Origin of the sequence: Roseicitreum antarcticum, assembly GCF_014681765.1 — a bacterium.
GTDB classification, from domain to species: Bacteria; Pseudomonadota; Alphaproteobacteria; order Rhodobacterales; family Rhodobacteraceae; genus Roseicitreum; species Roseicitreum antarcticum.
In genome coordinates, this window is record NZ_CP061498.1 from 2,131,365 (window position 1) to 2,148,263 (window position 16,899).

The 16,899-nt window shown below is 65.0% G+C and carries 14 protein-coding genes and 2 tRNA genes; 7 read left to right on the forward strand and 9 right to left on the reverse strand.

Annotation, left to right across the window (positions count from 1 at the left end):
- Window positions 1-55: 55 nt before the first annotated feature.
- From nikB to H9529_RS10290, 4 genes are read left to right on the forward strand one after another with little or no spacing between them, the layout of a single operon-like run.
- Complete coding sequence (gene nikB / locus H9529_RS10275) at window positions 56-991, forward strand: nickel ABC transporter permease (protein WP_092890325.1); 936 nt, start codon at window positions 56-58, stop codon at window positions 989-991.
- Window positions 981-1,853, forward strand: coding sequence for an ABC transporter permease (locus tag H9529_RS10280; protein ID WP_218132153.1), 873 nt, complete (start codon window positions 981-983; stop codon window positions 1,851-1,853). Before nikB ends, H9529_RS10280 begins: the two co-directional genes overlap by 11 nt.
- On the forward strand, window positions 1,853-2,836 hold the full coding sequence (locus H9529_RS10285) for an ABC transporter ATP-binding protein (protein WP_092890328.1): 984 nt from the start codon (window positions 1,853-1,855) through the stop codon (window positions 2,834-2,836). Before H9529_RS10280 ends, H9529_RS10285 begins: the two co-directional genes overlap by 1 nt.
- On the forward strand, window positions 2,824-3,819 hold the full coding sequence (locus tag H9529_RS10290) for an ABC transporter ATP-binding protein (protein ID WP_223814131.1): 996 nt from the start codon (window positions 2,824-2,826) through the stop codon (window positions 3,817-3,819). Before H9529_RS10285 ends, H9529_RS10290 begins: the two co-directional genes overlap by 13 nt.
- Before the next feature lie 54 nt (window positions 3,820-3,873).
- On the opposite strand, the gene H9529_RS10295 is transcribed toward H9529_RS10290, so the two are convergent.
- Both H9529_RS10295 and H9529_RS10300 read right to left on the reverse strand, forming a co-directional pair.
- Window positions 3,874-4,998, reverse strand: a complete 1,125-nt coding sequence (locus H9529_RS10295; protein WP_092890334.1) for a M24 family metallopeptidase — start codon at window positions 4,996-4,998, stop codon at window positions 3,874-3,876.
- Window positions 4,999-5,300: 302 nt separating this feature from the next.
- Window positions 5,301-5,376, reverse strand: a tRNA-Lys gene (locus H9529_RS10300).
- Between the two features lie 95 nt (window positions 5,377-5,471).
- Between H9529_RS10300 and dapF the strand changes: the two genes are divergently transcribed.
- Window positions 5,472-6,320 (forward strand): diaminopimelate epimerase, encoded by an 849-nt coding sequence (dapF, locus tag H9529_RS10305; RefSeq protein WP_092890337.1) that lies wholly within the window; start codon window positions 5,472-5,474, stop codon window positions 6,318-6,320.
- The gene (gene mtaB / locus H9529_RS10310; RefSeq protein WP_092890340.1) at window positions 6,317-7,570 is read left to right on the forward strand and encodes a tRNA (N(6)-L-threonylcarbamoyladenosine(37)-C(2))-methylthiotransferase MtaB; all 1,254 of its coding nucleotides are present in this window, start codon (window positions 6,317-6,319) and stop codon (window positions 7,568-7,570) included. The genes dapF and mtaB overlap by 4 nt, the downstream gene beginning before the upstream one ends.
- A gap of 166 nt (window positions 7,571-7,736) precedes the next feature.
- On the opposite strand, the gene mepA is transcribed toward mtaB, so the two are convergent.
- Both mepA and H9529_RS10320 read right to left on the reverse strand, forming a co-directional pair.
- On the reverse strand, window positions 7,737-8,621 hold the full coding sequence (gene mepA, locus H9529_RS10315) for a penicillin-insensitive murein endopeptidase (protein ID WP_092890343.1): 885 nt from the start codon (window positions 8,619-8,621) through the stop codon (window positions 7,737-7,739).
- A complete protein-coding gene (locus H9529_RS10320; protein WP_092890346.1) occupies window positions 8,618-9,994 on the reverse strand; it encodes an MFS transporter in 1,377 nt (458 codons plus the stop codon). Before H9529_RS10320 ends, mepA begins: the two co-directional genes overlap by 4 nt.
- A 366-nt stretch (window positions 9,995-10,360) precedes the next feature.
- Here H9529_RS10320 and H9529_RS10325 point away from each other — a divergent pair.
- Window positions 10,361-10,436: transfer RNA gene (locus H9529_RS10325), tRNA-Thr, on the forward strand.
- Between the two features lie 260 nt (window positions 10,437-10,696).
- Here the strand turns inward: H9529_RS10325 and H9529_RS10330 are convergent.
- The 5 genes from H9529_RS10330 to H9529_RS10350 are packed head-to-tail and all read right to left on the reverse strand — an operon-like array spanning window position 10,697 to window position 16,656.
- A complete protein-coding gene (locus H9529_RS10330) occupies window positions 10,697-10,933 on the reverse strand; it encodes a formate dehydrogenase subunit delta (protein ID WP_092890352.1) in 237 nt (78 codons plus the stop codon).
- Window positions 10,923-11,762 carry a formate dehydrogenase accessory sulfurtransferase FdhD gene (gene fdhD / locus H9529_RS10335; protein WP_092890355.1) on the reverse strand — a complete coding sequence of 280 codons (840 nt, stop codon included), beginning with the start codon at window positions 11,760-11,762 and terminating at the stop codon, window positions 10,923-10,925. The genes H9529_RS10330 and fdhD overlap by 11 nt, the downstream gene beginning before the upstream one ends.
- Window positions 11,763-11,765: 3 nt before the next feature.
- Window positions 11,766-14,657 (reverse strand): formate dehydrogenase subunit alpha, encoded by a 2,892-nt coding sequence (fdhF, locus tag H9529_RS10340; RefSeq protein WP_092890358.1) that lies wholly within the window; start codon window positions 14,655-14,657, stop codon window positions 11,766-11,768.
- Entirely contained in the window at window positions 14,654-16,171 is a 1,518-nt protein-coding gene (locus H9529_RS10345; protein WP_092890361.1) for a formate dehydrogenase beta subunit, read from the reverse strand. The genes fdhF and H9529_RS10345 overlap by 4 nt, the downstream gene beginning before the upstream one ends.
- Window positions 16,168-16,656, reverse strand: a complete 489-nt coding sequence (locus H9529_RS10350; protein WP_092890589.1) for a formate dehydrogenase subunit gamma — start codon at window positions 16,654-16,656, stop codon at window positions 16,168-16,170. Before H9529_RS10350 ends, H9529_RS10345 begins: the two co-directional genes overlap by 4 nt.
- Window positions 16,657-16,899 lie beyond the last annotated feature (243 nt).

A 16,899-nucleotide genomic window follows, 5' to 3' on the forward strand; every position in this document is an offset into this window, starting at 1 on the left:
TGTCGGCGGCCGTCTGAATGGACGGTCGCCGTCCATCCTGAAGCAAGGAAACCTGATGGGCCGATACGTGTTGGGTCGCCTGGTGCAATTGGTGCCGGTGTTGATCCTGGTTTCGCTGATCGTTTTTTCGGTCATGCGTCTGTTGCCGGGCGATCCCGCGCTGCTGATGCTGTCGGGCGCCGAAGGCGGCGCGATCACGCCCGAACGGTTGAACGTATTGCGGGAACAGATGGGGCTGAATGAACCTCTCACCACACAATATCTGAGCTTTGTTATCGGTGCGGCGCAGGGCGATCTGGGCAACTCGATCCGGTTTCAGGTCCCGGTCATAGACCTGATCCTCGACCGCTTCGGAAGCACGTTGGAACTGGCCGTGGCGGGCCTGTTCCTCGCCATTGCCATCGGGATGCCACTGGGCATGATCGCCGCCGCGCGTCAGGGCGGTTGGATTGATACGCTGTGCATGACGATGTCCTACATCGGATCATCAATGCCCGTGTACTGGCTGGGATTGCTGTTGGTTCTGGTCTTCTCGTTCACGCTGCGGTGGTTGCCGTCGGCTGGCGGCGGCTCCTTCGAAGCACTGATCCTGCCGGCGTTCACTCTTGGTCTGTTGTCGGCCGGGGTGCTGGCGCGCCTGATCCGGTCTTCGATGATTGAGGTTGGGACAGAAGACTACATGCGCACCGCGCGCGCCAAGGGCCTGTTCCCGCGCCTGATCATCCTGCGCCACGGCTTGAAGAACGCGATGATCCCGGTGTTGACGATGATGGGCCTGCAATTCGGCGCACTTCTGGCCGGGACAGTCGTGACCGAGACGGTGTTCAGCCGACCGGGGTTGGGACGGCTGATTGTGGATTCGATCCTGTCGAAGGACTACCCGCTCGTTCAGGGATCCATCCTGTTTCTTGCGGTTGTCTACCTGCTCGTGAACCTCGCGGTGGATATCGCCTACGCATGGCTTGATCCAAGGATCCGTTATGGCAACTGATACAGGGGACATCGAAACGCCCGTGCACCCCATGCAGTTGGCGATGGGCCGATATTTCAAACACCCCGGCGCGGTCATCGGGCTGATTGTGTTGGTATGCTGGATCCTGGTCACGATCTTTGCGCCCGTCCTGGCCCCCTACGATCCCGCGGATCTGGTGGGCCGCGCCCGCCAGGCGCCGTCCGCCGCGCATTGGCTTGGCACGGATATGTTGGGCCGCGATGTGTTGAGCCGGGTGATCTATGGCTCTCGCATCTCGATCTCGATCGGCCTTATCGCCGTCTTGCTGGGTGGTATCCCGGGCGTAATCCTTGGCCTTCTGGCGGGCTACTTCGGGGGCTGGGTGGATACGGTCATTTCGCGCTTTGTCGATGCGCTGCTGGCGTTTCCGTCGATCCTGTTGGCGCTGGTGGTGATCGCGGCCCTGGGCGCATCTATCCAGAACATGATGATCGCAGTCGGCATCGCGACCCTTCCGGATTATGCCCGCCTCGTGCGCGGCACGGTCCTGTCGATCAAGTCGCAACCCTATGTGGAGGCGGCGCGGCTGGTCGGCAACAGCCATTTTCGGATCATGGCGCGGCATATCTTGATCAATGCCAATGCGCCGATCGTGGTGCTGGCAACCTTGCAGATCGGCTCGGCCATTCTCATCGGGGCGGGGCTGTCGTTCCTTGGGCTTGGGGCGCAGCCGCCCACGCCCGAATGGGGTCTGATGTCAGCCGAGGGTCGGCAGATGCTGCAACGCGCCTGGTGGATCAGCACATTTCCCGGCATCGCGATCCTCAGCGTCGTGATCGCCTGCAATCTGGTCGGCGACGGTTTGCGCTCTGCCCTCGATCCGAAGATGCGGATGGGCTGATGGCGTTGCTTCAAGTCAAAGATCTGCACGTGGCCTTTTCCACCGACCGGGGGGAGGCGAAAGCGATCAGCGGGATCGACCTGACCTTGGACCAGGGTGAGACGCTCGCCGTCGTCGGCGAGAGCGGGTCCGGCAAGTCCGTGACCGCGCTGGCGATCCTCGGGCTGCTTCCGAAACGAACTGCCAAGGTGCGGGCGGCCGCCCTTGGCTTCGATGGCCGTGACCTTCTGACGTACTCGGAAGAACAGCTTCGCAAAGTGCGTGGAAAAGAGATCGGGATGGTCTTTCAAGACCCGATGACATCTCTCAACCCTGTTCTGACCGTCGGGCGGCAACTGTCCGAAATCGGAGAGGTTCACCTTGGCATGACCCGCGCAGAGGCACAAAAGCATGCGGCCGATCTGCTGGGGCAGGTAGGGATCCCGCAGGCCAAGGCGCGTCTGAGCGATTACCCGCATCAGTTTTCGGGCGGGATGCGCCAACGCGTCGGGATCGCCATGGCGATCGCCTGCAAACCAAAACTGCTGATCGCGGATGAGCCGACGACCGCGCTCGATGTGACCGTGCAGGCGCAGATCCTTGAATTGCTGGCCGAGATCCAGGCCGAGATGGGTATGGCGATTATGCTGGTGACCCATGATTTGGGCGTGGTGGCCAGGATCGCGGACCGCGTGCAGGTGATGTACGCGGGCCGGGTTGTCGAAACGGGACCCGCCGATGCCGTCTTTGCGCGCACAGCCATGCCCTATACCCGCGCGCTTTTGCGGTCCGTCCCGCGCCTCGATATCGCAGACAAGGGCGAACTGCGCCCGATCAAGGGCAGCCCGCCGGATATCATGCGGCCCGCCAAGGGGTGCAGTTTCGCGCCCCGTTGCGAACTGGTCCAGGCGCGCTGTCACCTTGGGCAGCCGCCCCTCGCACAATGCGGACCAGACCACCACGCGGCCTGCGTTCTCGTGGAGGAAACAACATGGATTCACTGATCCAACTCCAGGATCTTGAGGTGCATTTCCCCGTCACGACGGGCTTCCTGTCGGGCGCGCGCGGCGTCATCAAGGCAGTGGACGGGGTGACGCTGGATATACCCCGCGGTGAGACCCTGGGGATGGTCGGCGAAAGCGGCTGTGGCAAGTCCACTCTCGGGCGCGCCCTGGTCGGTCTGACCCGACCCACCGGCGGCAAGATCCTGATCGACGGGAAACCCCTGACACGCGATCGGCGCGTGCAGATGATCTTTCAGGATCCGTCGGCCAGCTTGAACCCCCGAATGACCATCGGGGCCACGATTGCCGAGCCGGTGCGCCTGAACGGGCTGCGAAAGGGGCGTGTGGCGATCACGCAGCGTATGCTGGAACTGCTCGATCTGGTCGGGTTGCCCCGAACGGCAGCATATCGCTATCCACAGGAATTTTCCGGCGGGCAGCGTCAGCGCGTCGGGATCGCGCGTGCACTGGCCTGCGAGCCGGATATCATCGTCTGCGACGAAGCGGTGTCGGCCCTCGACGTGTCCATTCAAGCGCAGATCGTGGCGTTGCTGGAAGAATTGCAAACCCGCCTCGGGCTGACATACCTGTTCATCGCGCATGATCTGGGCGCCTTGAAGCATATCTCGCACCGGGTGGCGGTGATGTATCTGGGCCGGGTCGTGGAAGTCGCGCCAAAAGCAGCGCTATTCGCCAATCCGCGCCATGCCTATACGCGCGCTCTGCTCAGCGCGATCCCGGTGCCTGATCCCGCCATCGAGCGGCAGCGGCGGCGGATCATTCTGAAGGACGACATACCAAGCCCGGCCAATCCGCCAAGCGGATGCCGCTTCCATACCCGCTGCCCCGTGGCGGTGGATCGCTGCCGCGTGCAAGAACCTGCGTGGCAAGAGGTGTCTACCGGCCATTCCACGGCCTGCTGGCGGGCGGACGAGCTGCCAGAACTGATGCCCGATCCCGTGACATCCTCCGTCAACACCTGATCTTGGATATCGCGCGCGCATCTTGATCGTCAGGATGCGCGCGCGACGCAAAAGCTATCCGACCACATGCCACCTGTGGCGAAACCGGCCCAGAGGCACGCCACCGTCAGGCGTGACAATGTAATTGCTGGTGGCCGAAATCCCGAGACCATCGGCGGTCAGAAGACCCGGATGGATGTTGATCATGGTGTTCTCATGGATCGGATCGGTGGCGCCGGGCAGGCCGAACGGGCGCAGCAAGGAATGCATCCCCTGTCCGTGAAAATCCCAAAGCCTGCGCCCGACGATGTCCACCCCGGCAGCCTCGTAAGTGCGCCGGATCGCCTGCACAACGTCGTCTGCCACCCGTCCCGGTCGCGTCGCCGCCATCGCATTTTCGATCGCGCAGCCCACCAGATCGAACTTCTTCGCCCAGCGCGCCTCGGGCGGCCGGAATGAGAAGCAGCCCCCCAGTTCAATCAGATATCCTTCAGGCGTCAGGAATTCCATGAACATCTTGACGATATCATCCCGCCCGAACACGCGGTCGGTGGCCGGACGCGTGCCGCTTCCCAGATCGTTGTTCAGGTGAATCACACCTTCCAGACACCCTTGCCGGACCGCAACCTGAACCGCGTCAGCGACGACGGCCCGTTCGCTGCGCTGCGGCCTGATGGCATCGCGAAACGCATCGAACACCTTCGCAACTCGGTTATGGGCAACCTCCACATCCACAAGGTCGGTGGGGGAAAGGATGCCCCAGACCCCTTCCACCATGTCGGTGGCATCCTTGACGACCGAAGGAAGCAGCCCATCAATCAGGCGCACCGCCTCACCATGCGGGAGGATCGTGTTGAGGCCGACAACCCCGATGCGGTCGCCAGGTGATGTTCGGGCCTCGATGGCGTCGATCACCGCTGCCGTCTTGTCCAAGACCGCCCGCGTGTCGGGAATGGCGCTGAGTTCCTTTGCCCATTCAGCCTGTGCGCCCAGTCCCAGAAAAAGGATCGGATCCTCCGCCGGGAAGACAACCATATGCGCCGCCCCGCCATAAAGCCGCCAGTCAGCGTAGTATCGGATGTACCCTTTTTGCTGAAATTCGGCGTTTCCAGTTATCACCACAGCGGCAAAGTTGTTCTGATGCATCAGGGCACGCAAACAGGCCAGCCGTCGCGTCACTTCACCCTTTCGATCCATCATGACCTCTCGATATCGGAAATACCCAAGGGCCCCGATCTTCGCGCATGTGCGAAAAAGGTCCCTATCTGACGTCTTCGATGCTAAGAGTGTTTCGCATTTTGTCCATCGCCAACTTTAGCGTCGAGCCAACGCGGTTCTTTGCGACACCCAACCTGACAGGCGGTGACAAGAATGCAGTCCCGTCCAAGGCCCTTATTTCAACCGAAAATCACGCCAAAGCACAAAATCCCTGACGCAAAACGACACAAACGTGACCCCAGGGCCCAAAAGCGCTGACGCACCACACATAAATTGGAAAAAAGTGGTGAGCCGTGCAGGATTCGAACCTGCGACCCGCTGATTAAAAGTCAGCTGCTCTACCAACTGAGCTAACGGCCCCACGTCCTGCGCTTTAGAAAGATCGCGCCTTGGGGTCAAGAGGCAAATGCCGAAAACCTGCTTCGCATCTGGCGAATCCACCACGGCGGGTCTATATGGCCGCAATGATACATGACACGCCCTTCCCCGCCCTGCAGTTTGCCAAGATGCACGGCCTTGGCAATGACTTCGTGGTGATCGACCTGCGCGCCGGGGCCCTTCGGCCCTCGGCCCGGCTGATTGCGGCCTTGGGCGACCGCCACACCGGCGTGGGCTTCGACCAGCTCGCGCTGATCGAGACCGGCCGCGACACCGATCTGGGGCTGACCTTCTACAATGCCGATGGCTCACTTTCCGCCGCCTGCGGCAATGCCACGCGCTGCATCGCCGCGACCGAGATGGCCGCCACCGGGCGCGACACGCTGACCCTGCGCACCGAACGCGGCATCTTGCACGCGCAGGACGCGGGCGGCGGGCTGACGCGGGTAAACATGGGCGCGCCGCTGCTGGACTGGGCCGATGTGCCGCTGGCCCGCGCGATGGACACGGCTCAACTGCCCATCGACGGCGCGCCCACGGCCACCGGCATGGGCAACCCGCATTGCACCTTCTTCGTGCCCGATGCGGAAGCTGTCGCGCTGGAAACCTTCGGCCCCGCGCATGAACACCACCCCCTGTTTCCGCAGCGCACAAATGTTGAGGTCGTGCAGGTCATCGACCGCACGAACATCCGCCTGCGCATCTGGGAACGCGGTACGGGGATCACGCTGGCCTCGGGCTCGTGCGCGTGCGCGGCGGCGGTGGCTGCGGCAAGGCGCGGGCTGACCGACCGCGCAGTGACGGTGCATGTCGATGGCGGCACGCTGCATATCGACTGGCGCGACGATGGCGTGTGGATGACCGGCCCCACCGCGCATGTGTTTGACGCCCAGCTTTCCCCCGCCTGGCTGGCAGAACACGCATGACCGCGCCCGTTTTCACCACACTCGGCTGCCGCCTGAACGCCTATGAGACCGAGGCGATGAAAGACCTCTGCGCGCAGGCGGGCGTGGAAAATGCCGTGGTGGTCAACACCTGCGCCGTCACCGCCGAAGCGGTGCGCAAGGCCCGCCAAGAGATCCGCCGCCTGCGTCGCGCCCATCCCGATGCCGCGATCATCGTCACCGGCTGCGCCGCGCAGACCGAACCCGAAACCTTCGCCCAAATGCCCGAGGTGACGCGCGTCATCGGCAATACCGAGAAGATGCAGCCCGCCACCTGGGCCGCCATGGCCCCCGACCTGATCGGCCAGACCGAGCGTGTGCAGGTCGATGACATCATGTCGGTGACCGAAACCGCGGGCCACCTGATCGACGGTTTCGGCACCCGCTCGCGCGCTTATGTCCAGGTGCAAAACGGCTGCGACCATCGCTGCACCTTCTGCATCATCCCCTTCGGGCGCGGCAATTCCCGCTCGGTCCCCGCCGGTGTCGTTGTGGACCAGATCAAGCGGCTGGTGGATCGCGGCTATAATGAGGTGGTGCTGACAGGCGTCGACCTGACCAGTTGGGGCGCCGACCTGCCCGCCACGCCCCGTCTGGGCGATCTGGTGCGGCGCATCTTGCGGCTGGTGCCCGACCTGCCCCGCCTGCGGATCAGCTCCATCGACAGTATCGAGGCAGACCCCGCCCTGATGGAAGCCATCGCGACCGAGCCCCGGCTGATGCCGCATCTGCACCTGTCGCTGCAGGCGGGCGATGACATGATCCTCAAACGCATGAAACGCCGCCACCTGCGCGACGACGCTATCGCATTCTGTGAAGAGGCCCGCCGCCTGCGGCCCGACATGGTTTTCGGTGCCGACATCATCGCGGGCTTTCCCACGGAAACGGATGCGATGTTCGAAAACTCTGCCCGGCTGGTGGCGGAATGCGGGCTGACATGGCTGCATGTTTTCCCCTATTCGGCCCGTCAGGGCACCCCCGCCGCGCGCATGCCCGCTGTGGACGGGGGGACAATCCGCGACCGCGCCGCACGCCTGCGCGCGCTTGGTGCGGCGCAGGTTGCGCAGCATCTCACGGCGCAGCAGGGCCAGACGCACCGCATCTTGCTGGAAAACCCCCGCATGGGGCGGACGGAACAATTCACCGAAGTGGCGTTTGGCACCGATCAGCATGAGGGGCAGATCGTCACCGCCACGATCACGGGTCAGACCGAAACGCAGCTTTGCGCCTGAGGATCAGCGCGCAGGGGGCGACGTTTCAATCCAGCGGCATTTCGACTTCTGGATGCCACCATCGAAACGCCATAGCCACCTGATTGCTGACCGCCATGCGGCTCAGAAGTCTTTCACCTTCTGCCTTCAGGCCGACCGGGCGCCCTCCACCGGCCAAACCCGCGCCCTACTGCGCCCGCACCACGTTGGTGCATTGCGCGGGCAGGTCGGCCAGGGTGTATTCACGCGGATGCCGGGCGCGGGGGGCGGGGGGCTCGGTCCGTTCGACCCTCGGGGGCGGGTTCAGGAAATCGGTCACCCACCATTGCAGCGTGTCATCACACCCGTCGCCGCCGTCCGACAGCTCTGCCACCGTCGGTGTCTGGGTGATGCAGCCGCTGCTGCCCGCCGGGCACCCCAGCCGCACATGGAAATGGTAGTTATGTCCCACCGCCGGGCGGATGCGTTGCAGCCACGCCCGGTCCGACCGCGTCGCGGTGCGGCACATTTCCAGCTTCACCGCAGCGGCCACAAAAATCCGGTCCACCCGCGGGTCGCTGGCCGCAGCGCGCAGCAGCGCAAGATGCTGCGGCGTCCAGTTGCTGTTGACGCGCAACTGATCCTCGGTCCGCACCGAGATCGAGCTGAGGTTTTCACGCGCTTCAACCGACAGATCCAGCCGCGCAGGCGGCAGCATCCAGATATCCGCATCCAGCCCCATCTGGTGGCTCGCATGCCCCGAGGTCATGGGCCCGCCGCGTGGCTGGCTGATATCGCCCACATAGACCCCGCGCCAGCCGATCTGCTGCGCCGCGCGGCTCAGGTCCTGCACATAGGCGATCATCTCGGGGTGGCCCCAGTTGCGGTTGCGCGACAGCCGCATCGCCTGCCATGTCGGCCCGGTCTCTGGCAGGCGCACGAAGCCTGCGCCGCAGCCCTTGGCATAAGAGCCGAACACCTGCGGCTGCGCCAGACTGGGTTGCTGATGCGCGCCAAACAATTGGTTTGCCAGTTGCGCCATGGCTGGCCCCGGCAACAAGAACGCGCAAACGGCGGCAAGAATACGGATCATGCGGTGGCGACCTCTCCCTCTGGATGGACCCAGTATAGCAGGATCAACCCCGCCACGAACAGCCCGGCGATGGGGATCACACCCAGTTGCTGGCTTTGCGTCACCTGCGTGACCAGTGCGACCAGCGCGGGCGCCAGAAACGCCGTCGCCTTGCCCGACAGCGCATAAAGGCCAAACGCCTCGGTCATCCGGGCGGGATTGGCCTGCCGCACCATCATGTTGCGCGATGCCGCCTGCACCGCACCGCCTGCCGCACCGATCAGCCCGCCGCAGATGTAGAATGCTATGTCCGGCAGGTTCGACCCGGCAGCGACGGGAACCAGCAAAACCGCCGCACGGTCGGTGGTGATGATCACGCCGCAGACCGCCGTGAGCAACAAGATGCACACCGCGATCACCGGCTTTGGCCCGAACCGCGCATCAGCCCGCCCGCCGACAAGGCAGAATATCGCGCCGGTCAGCGCTGCCATGATGCCGAAAACCCCGATCTGGGTGATCGACCAGCCCAGCACACCCGCAGCATAGATCCCGCCAAAGGCATAGATCCCGTTAAGGGCATCGCGGTACAGCATGGATGATCCCAGATAGGCCAACAGACTGGGATGGCGCGGCAACCCGCGCAGCGTCGCCCAGACATCGCGCACCCCGCGTTGCACCGCCCCGGCAACCCGCGGCACGCGCGCCACCGCCGGTTCGCGCACCCACAGGAAAAACGGGATCACGAACACCAGATACCAAAACGCGGTGAACGGGCCGACCGCCCGCGTCCCCTCGCGCAGGTCAGGGTCAAGGCCAAAGGGCGGCGTCAGGCCGATCAGCGTGGTGCCGCCCTCGTTCTCGGCCAGAAACAGCAGCATGATGATCAGCGACACCAGCCCGCCCGCATAGCCAAACGCCCAGCCATTGCCCGAAATCCGCCCCAGATCGGCGCGCCCGCCCAGCGTGGGCAGGTAGGCATTGGTGAAGATGATGCCGAATTCCAGCCCGATGACACCCACCCCGAAAGCCACCAGCGCCAGCAATGCGCCCGCGCCGCCGGGCATGGCCCACCACAGCGCCGACGCCCCCACCACATAGAGCGCCGACCACAGGAACAGCCACGGCCGCTTCGGCCCAGCGCTGTCGGCAATGGCGCCCAGCACCGGGGCCAGTAGCGCAACAATCACCCCCGTGACCGCCATCATCGCCCCCCACATTGCCTGCCCGCTTACCGGGTCCGGCGCGACCGAGGCCGCGAAATACGGCGCGAAAATGAAGGTCAACAAAAGGGTGTTGTACGGCTGGTTGGCCCAGTCGAAGAAATACCACCCCCAGATGCGGCGCTTTTGGGTGCGGCTGTCCGGGGTTGCGCCGTCGATGCGATCTTCGTTCATTTCCGCCCGCCTGTTCCCGCCATGATACGCTCGGATAGGACGGCGCCGCGCGCCTTGTCAACGAAATGCGCCCGGCCGACCGGGGTTTCGCGGCACCTGCCCCCCCGGCCTGCACCAGACAGAAATGCCGCCCGGAACTTGCACGCGTTATGTATCACGGCGATGACAACGCGGTGCGAATGCGGTGCGAACACCGGCAAAACGGCAAACCCGGGGGCAGTCCGCCCCCCTTTCAGCCCCCAAGCCCCCCGCAAGACCCCCCAGAACGCGACCCCAGACCGGGCGCAAAAATAACGCCATACACGGCGTTGACGGCCCAGTGAGCATCTTGAAAAGCCCCGATCACTCCGCTATACGCCACGCGTGGCCCCAATAGCTCAGTTGGTAGAGCACCTGTTTCGTAAATAGGTGGTCGGCGGTTCGAGTCCGTCTTGGGGCACCATTTCTTCACCACAACCGGGATGATGACCAACCCCATGTGAATGGGTCGGGTGCTGCGTGCCGGGCGTGGTGCTGCCCCCCGCCATTGCGTCCGGGAAAAGGGCCTCCTGTCAGGGTGTCCACTCACTTTGCGTGTCCACTCGCTTTGCCAAATCGCAGGCAGACAACCCCCAGCCTGCACCTCAGGTCCGCGCGCCGGAAGCCCCGGCGCGCCGCCACATGCACCCCCGCGCCGACAGGCCCGTGCCCCACCTGGGGCGCCTAAGCTTCGGCCGGTCGGCGCACATGGGCGCAGGCGTCCAGCGCCAGCGGCGACAGACCCGCCCCGCCCGCGCGCGCATGCGTCAGCAACTGCATCCGCATTCGGGGTTCCCAGAAGTCATTGATATGCGCCGCAACGCGTTCGGCACGGTCATCGCTGGCCGGGTCCTGGCTGGGCTGGGTCTGGAAAAACGTGGCGATCTGGTTGGCCATCCGAACCATTTTATCAGGCTGCATCGGTCGCTCCGGTCTCGATCCGTTCTGGGTGGGCGTAGACGTCAAACCCACCGCCACGCGCGAAGGCGGCCAGCGTCAGCCGCGCGGCCTGCGCCAGCCGCAACGCATGGGCGGTCGGGGCCGACACGGCGATCAGCACGGGGCATCCCGCCACCACCGTCTTCTGCACCATCTCGACCGACACGCGTGAGGTCAGGACAATCGCGCCCGCCCCGGCATCCAGCCCTTCCCGCGCCATCGCGCCGATCAGCTTGTCCAGCGCATTGTGCCGCCCCACATCCTCACGCGCGATGATGATCCCCTGCCCGGGCCGCATGAAGCCCGCCGCATGTACGGCATGGGTCTGGTCGTGCAGCGGCTGATGCGCGCGCAGGCTGTCCGTCACCTGCCCCACCTCCTGCCGCGACAGCGTTACGCCGCCGTGGTCCAGCACCGGCAGCGGGCGGATCGCCTGATCCAGACTGTCGATGCCGCACAGCCCGCAGCCCACCGGGCCCAGCATGCTGCGGCGGCGCGCCTGAATGGCCACCGCCTGCGCCTGCGGGACCCAGAAGCGCGCCTCCATGCCCGCGCCATGCCCCACGACCTCCAGCGCCTCGATCTGGTCCAGCCGGTCGATGAAGCCCTCGCTCAGCGCGAAGCCACAGGCGAAATCCTCCAGATCGGCGGGGCTGACCATCATCACCGCCACGGTGGTGCCGTTGAAGACCAGCGCGGTGGGCGTTTCTTCAGGCAAACAGCGCGTCACGGCGCGGGCACCGTCGCGCTGCACCGACAGGCCCCGTACACTTACCTGCGGGGGCACGCTGCATGGGGAAGGCCACACCATGCCCTATTCCGCCGCAGGCAAGATACGCCGCGATTGTGCCGCCTGCGCGCTATAGTCCGCCTGCCAGTCACTCGGCCCGTTCGACAGGCTGACCTGCACCGCCGTCACCTTGTATTCCGGGCAATTCGTCGCCCAGTCCGAAAAATCGGTGGTGATGACATTGGCCTGCGTGTCGGGGTGATGGAAGGTGGTGTAAACCACCCCCGGCGCCACGCGGTCGGTGATCTGCGCGCGCAGCGCCGTCTGTCCCGCGCGCGACGCAAGGCGCACGAAATCCCCGTCCTTCACCCCCCGCACCTCTGCATCATGCGGGTGAATTTCCAGCACATCCTCTTGATGCCAGGCCACATTCGCCGTGCGCCGGGTCTGCGCGCCGACATTGTATTGCGACAAGATACGCCCCGTCGTCAGCAGCAGCGGAAAGCGCGGGCCGGTGCGTTCCTCGGTGGCGACATATTCGGTGACGATGAACCGCCCCTTGCCGCGCATGAACCCGTCGACATGCATCAGCGGCGTGCCCTCGGGGTGCTCGGCGTTACAGGGCCACTGCACGCTGCCCTTTTCCTCCAGCACCGCGTAATCCACGCCCGCGAAACTGGGGGTCGTCGCGGCGATCTCGGCCATGATCTGGCTGGGATGGGTGTAATTCCAGTCCGCCCCCATGGCGCGCGCCAGCAGTTGCGTCACCTCCCAGTCGGCATGACCGTTGCGCGGCGCCATGACGCGGCGCACCCGGTTGATGCGACGCTCGGCATTGGTGAAGGTGCCGTCCTTTTCCAGAAAGGTCGAACCCGGCAGAAACACATGCGCGTAATTCGCGGTCTCGTTCAGGAACAGGTCATGCACGATCACGCATTCCATCGCGGCAAGGCCCGCGGCGACATGCCTGGTGTCGGGGTCGGATTGCAGAATATCCTCGCCCTGACAGTAAAGGCCCTTGAACGTGCCATCCACCGCCGCGTCCAGCATGTTGGGAATGCGCAGGCCGGGTTCGGGGTCGATGGTCACGCCCCAGGCGGCCTCGAAAATCCCGCGCACCTCGGCACCCTTCACATGGCGATAGCCCGGCAGTTCATGCGGGAAGGACCCCATATCGCAAGCGCCCTGCACATTGTTCTGCCCGCGCAGCGGGTTCACACCGACGCCCGGCCGCCCGACATTGCCGGTCAGCATGGCAAGGTTCGCGATGCCGATCACAGTGGTGGACCCCTGGCTGTGTTCCGTCACGCCCAGGCCATAATAGATCGCGCCATTGCCGCCATTGGCAAACAACCGGGCCGTGGCGCGCAGATCCGCCGCAGGCACGCCGGTCAGCATCTCGGTCGCCTCGGGGCTGTGGCGCGGGTCGCTGATGAAGGCGGCATAGTCCAGGAATTCATCCCAATCGCAGCGGTCGCGGATGAACCCCTCATCCATCAGCCCCTCGGTCACGATGACATGCGCCAACGCCGAGACGACGGCCACATTGGTGCCGGGCCGCAGCGCCAGATGATGTGCCGCGCGCACATGCGCCGATTTCACCAGATCAATCCGGCGCGGGTCGATCACGATCAGCTTGGCCCCGGCGCGCAGGCGTTTCTTCAGCCGCGAGGCAAAGACCGGGTGCCCATCCGTCGGATTCGCCCCGATCACGATCACCACATCGGTATGTTCCACGCTGTCGAAATCCTGCGTGCCCGCGCTGGTGCCAAAGGTCTGGCCAAGGCCGTAGCCGGTGGGCGAATGGCACACCCGCGCGCAGGTGTCGGTGTTGTTGTTCATGAACACCCCCCGCGCCAGCTTCTGCACCAGATAGGTTTCCTCATTGGTGCAACGGCTCGACGTGATGACCCCGATCGACCGGCGGCCATATGTCTCCTGCAAGCCGCGCATCTTGTCAGCGGCAAAGCGCAGGGCCTCGTCCCACGACACTTCTTGCCATGGCGCGTCAATCCGGTCGCGGATCATGGGTTTCAGGATGCGGTCGCGGTGCGTGGCGTAACCATAGGCAAAGCGCCCCTTGACGCAGCTATGCCCCCGGTTGGCCTTGCCATGCTTGTAAGGCACCATGCGCACCAGTTCGTCACCGTTCAGTTCCGCCTTGAACGAACACCCCACGCCACAATAGGCGCAGGTGGTGATGACAGATCGCTGCGGAATCCCCATCTCGATGATGGATTTCTCCTGCAATGTCGCGGTCGGGCACGCCTGCACGCACGCCCCGCAACTCACGCAATCCGACGCCATCGCATCATCGGACCTTGCGCCAAACGACACCCGGCTGTCGAAGCCGCGCCCCTCGATGGTCAGCGCAAAGGTGCCCTGCACCTCTTCGCAGGCGCGCACGCAGCGCGAGCAGACGATGCATTTCGACGGGTCATAGGTGAAATAGGGGTTGGATTCGTCTTTCGGAATATAGGCCGGGTTGACCTCACCGCTGGTGTTGCGGGCACGGAAATGCGTATCAACGGCATCATAGCGCACATCGCGCAGCCCCACGGCCCCCGCCATGTCTTGCAACTCGCAATCGCCATTCGCCGCACAGGTCAGGCAATCCAGCGGGTGGTCCGAGATATAAAGCTCCATCACCCCGCGCCGCAGCTTGCGGATCTTGTCGGACTGGGTGCGCACATCCATGCCCTCGGCGACCGGCGTGGTGCACGATGCGGGCGTGCCGCGCCGCCCCGCGATCTCGACCACGCACAAACGGCAAGAGCCAAAGGCCTTGACACTCTCCGTCGCGCACAGCTTCGGCACGGCAATCCCCGCCTCGGCGGCGGCGCGCATGACGCTGGTGCCTTCCGGCACGGTCACGCTGAAACCGTCAATGCGCAGCGTCACGGGCGTGCCGCTGCGCGCGGGCGTGCCCATGTCGCGATCACCATGCAGGGCGTCAGGGATGATGAAATCCTTCATTCGGCAGCCTCCTTGCGGCGGGCGAAGTCTTTGGGGAAATGCGTCAGCGCCGACATCACCGGATAGGGCGTGAAGCCGCCCAGCGCGCAGAGCGAACCGTCCTTCATCGTCTCGCACAGGTCCGTCAGCAGCGAAATCGCCTCCGCATCCCCGCGCGCAATGCGGTCGATGGTCTCTACCCCGCGCACCGCGCCAATCCGGCAGGGCGTGCATTTTCCACAACTCTCGACCGCGCAGAATTCCATGGCAAACCGCGCCAGCCCCAGCATGTCGGCGGTATCGTCAAACACCACGACCCCGGCATGGCCGATCAGCCCGCCCGCCGCGTCAAGATCCTCATAGCCCAGCGCCGTGTCGAATGTCGCAGGCGGCATATAGGCACCCAGCGGCCCGCCGACCTGTACCGCCTTCACCGCCCGCCCCGAGGCCGTGCCCCCCGCCACATCCAGAACCAACTCGCCAAGCGACATGCCAAACGCGGTCTCAAACAACCCGCCCCGCGCCACATTGCCCGCGATCTGCAAGGTGACCGTGCCGCGCGACCGGCCCAGCCCGAAGCCTGCATAAAACGCTGCACCTTTTTCAAAGATCACCGGCACCGTGGCCAGGCTGATGACATTGTTCACCACCGTGGGTTTGCCCAGAAACCCCTCCAGCGCGGGCAGCGGCGGCTTGGCCCGCACCACGCCGCGCTTGCCCTCAAGACTGTTGAGCAGCGCAGTTTCCTCGCCGCAGACATAGGCCCCGGCACCAACCCGGATCTCCATGTCAAACGCCCGGCCCGATCCCAGGACATCGGGCCCCAGCACACCGGCGCCCCGCGCGATCTGCACCGCCGCGTTCATCACGCTGATCGCATCGGGATATTCCGACCGCAGATAGACATACCCGCGCGAGGCACCGACCCCCAGACCCGCGATCACCATACCCTCGATCAGCGTGAAGGGGTCGCCCTCCATCAGCATCCGGTCGGCAAAGGTGCCGCTGTCGCCCTCATCCGCATTGCACACGATGTATTTCTGATCGGCCACAGCCCCCAGCACCGTGTTCCACTTGATGCCGGTGGGAAACCCCGCGCCGCCCCGGCCGCGCAGCCCGCTGTCCGTAACCTCGGCGACGATCTGGGCGCCCGTCATGCCCAGCGCACGCCGCAGGCCCGCCAGCCCGCCATGCGCGGCATAATCATCCAGCGACAGCGGGTCGGTGACGCCGCAACGCGCAAAGGTCAGCCGGGTCTGACGGGCGAAGAACGCGATGTCTTCCACCCGCCCCAGCCCCGGCAATGTCCCGTCCAGCAGTGCTGGCACATCACCGGGCGCGACCGGCCCATAGGCCTGCCGCCCGGCCCCCGTATCAACCTCGACCAAGGGTTCCAGCCAGATCATCCCGCGCGTGCCGTTGCGGATGACCTCCAGCGTCATGCCACGACGCGCGGCCTCGGCCACCACCGCCTCGGCCACCGCATCCGCGCCCAGCGCCTTCGCGGCGCTGTCCATGGGCACATAAACCTTCATACGCCCACCCCGCGCAACACATCTTGCAGGCGCGCGGCATCCACACGGCCCACCGCCCGGCCATCGAGGCTCAGCGCCGGGCCACAGGCGCACAGCCCCAGGCAATAGACCGGCTCTACCGTCACGGCGCCATCGACCGTGGTGCCGTGCCAATCCACGCCCAGCCGCGCCAGCACATCTTGCGCCAGGGCATTCGCGCCCACTGCCTGACAGGCCTCGGCACGGCAAAGCTTCAGCACATGCCGCCCGGCCGGTGCCTCGCGGAAATCGTGGTAGAACGACACCACGCCATGCACCTCGGCCCGCGTCAGGTTCAGCGCCGTGGCAATCAGGCCCAGCGCCGCCGCCGGGATATGCCCGAATGCCGCCTGCACCGCATGCAGGATCGGCAGCATCGGCCCTTCCAGATGCAGATTCCCGTCAATCAGCGCGCTGATTTCGGCTTGCGTCGGGGCTGGCTGGTCTGCTGGCTGGTCTGCTGGCATGGCGGGGCCTTCCGGCTGTGCGGTTTTTCGATTCATACCGCAGCGCACCATTGCGCATCAATATCAAATGCTATCAATCCATTTCCGACAATTGCCGCGCTGCGGCCAGCGGCGCCCGTCACCACGCAGCGCCCGTCACCACGCAGCGCGCAGCCGCGCCTCAAAGGGCTGCCCCCAGGGGTACGGCGATCCGGCCGGGGCAGGGCGCAGCAATCATCATGCAAGGATCTTGCCGACATGAAG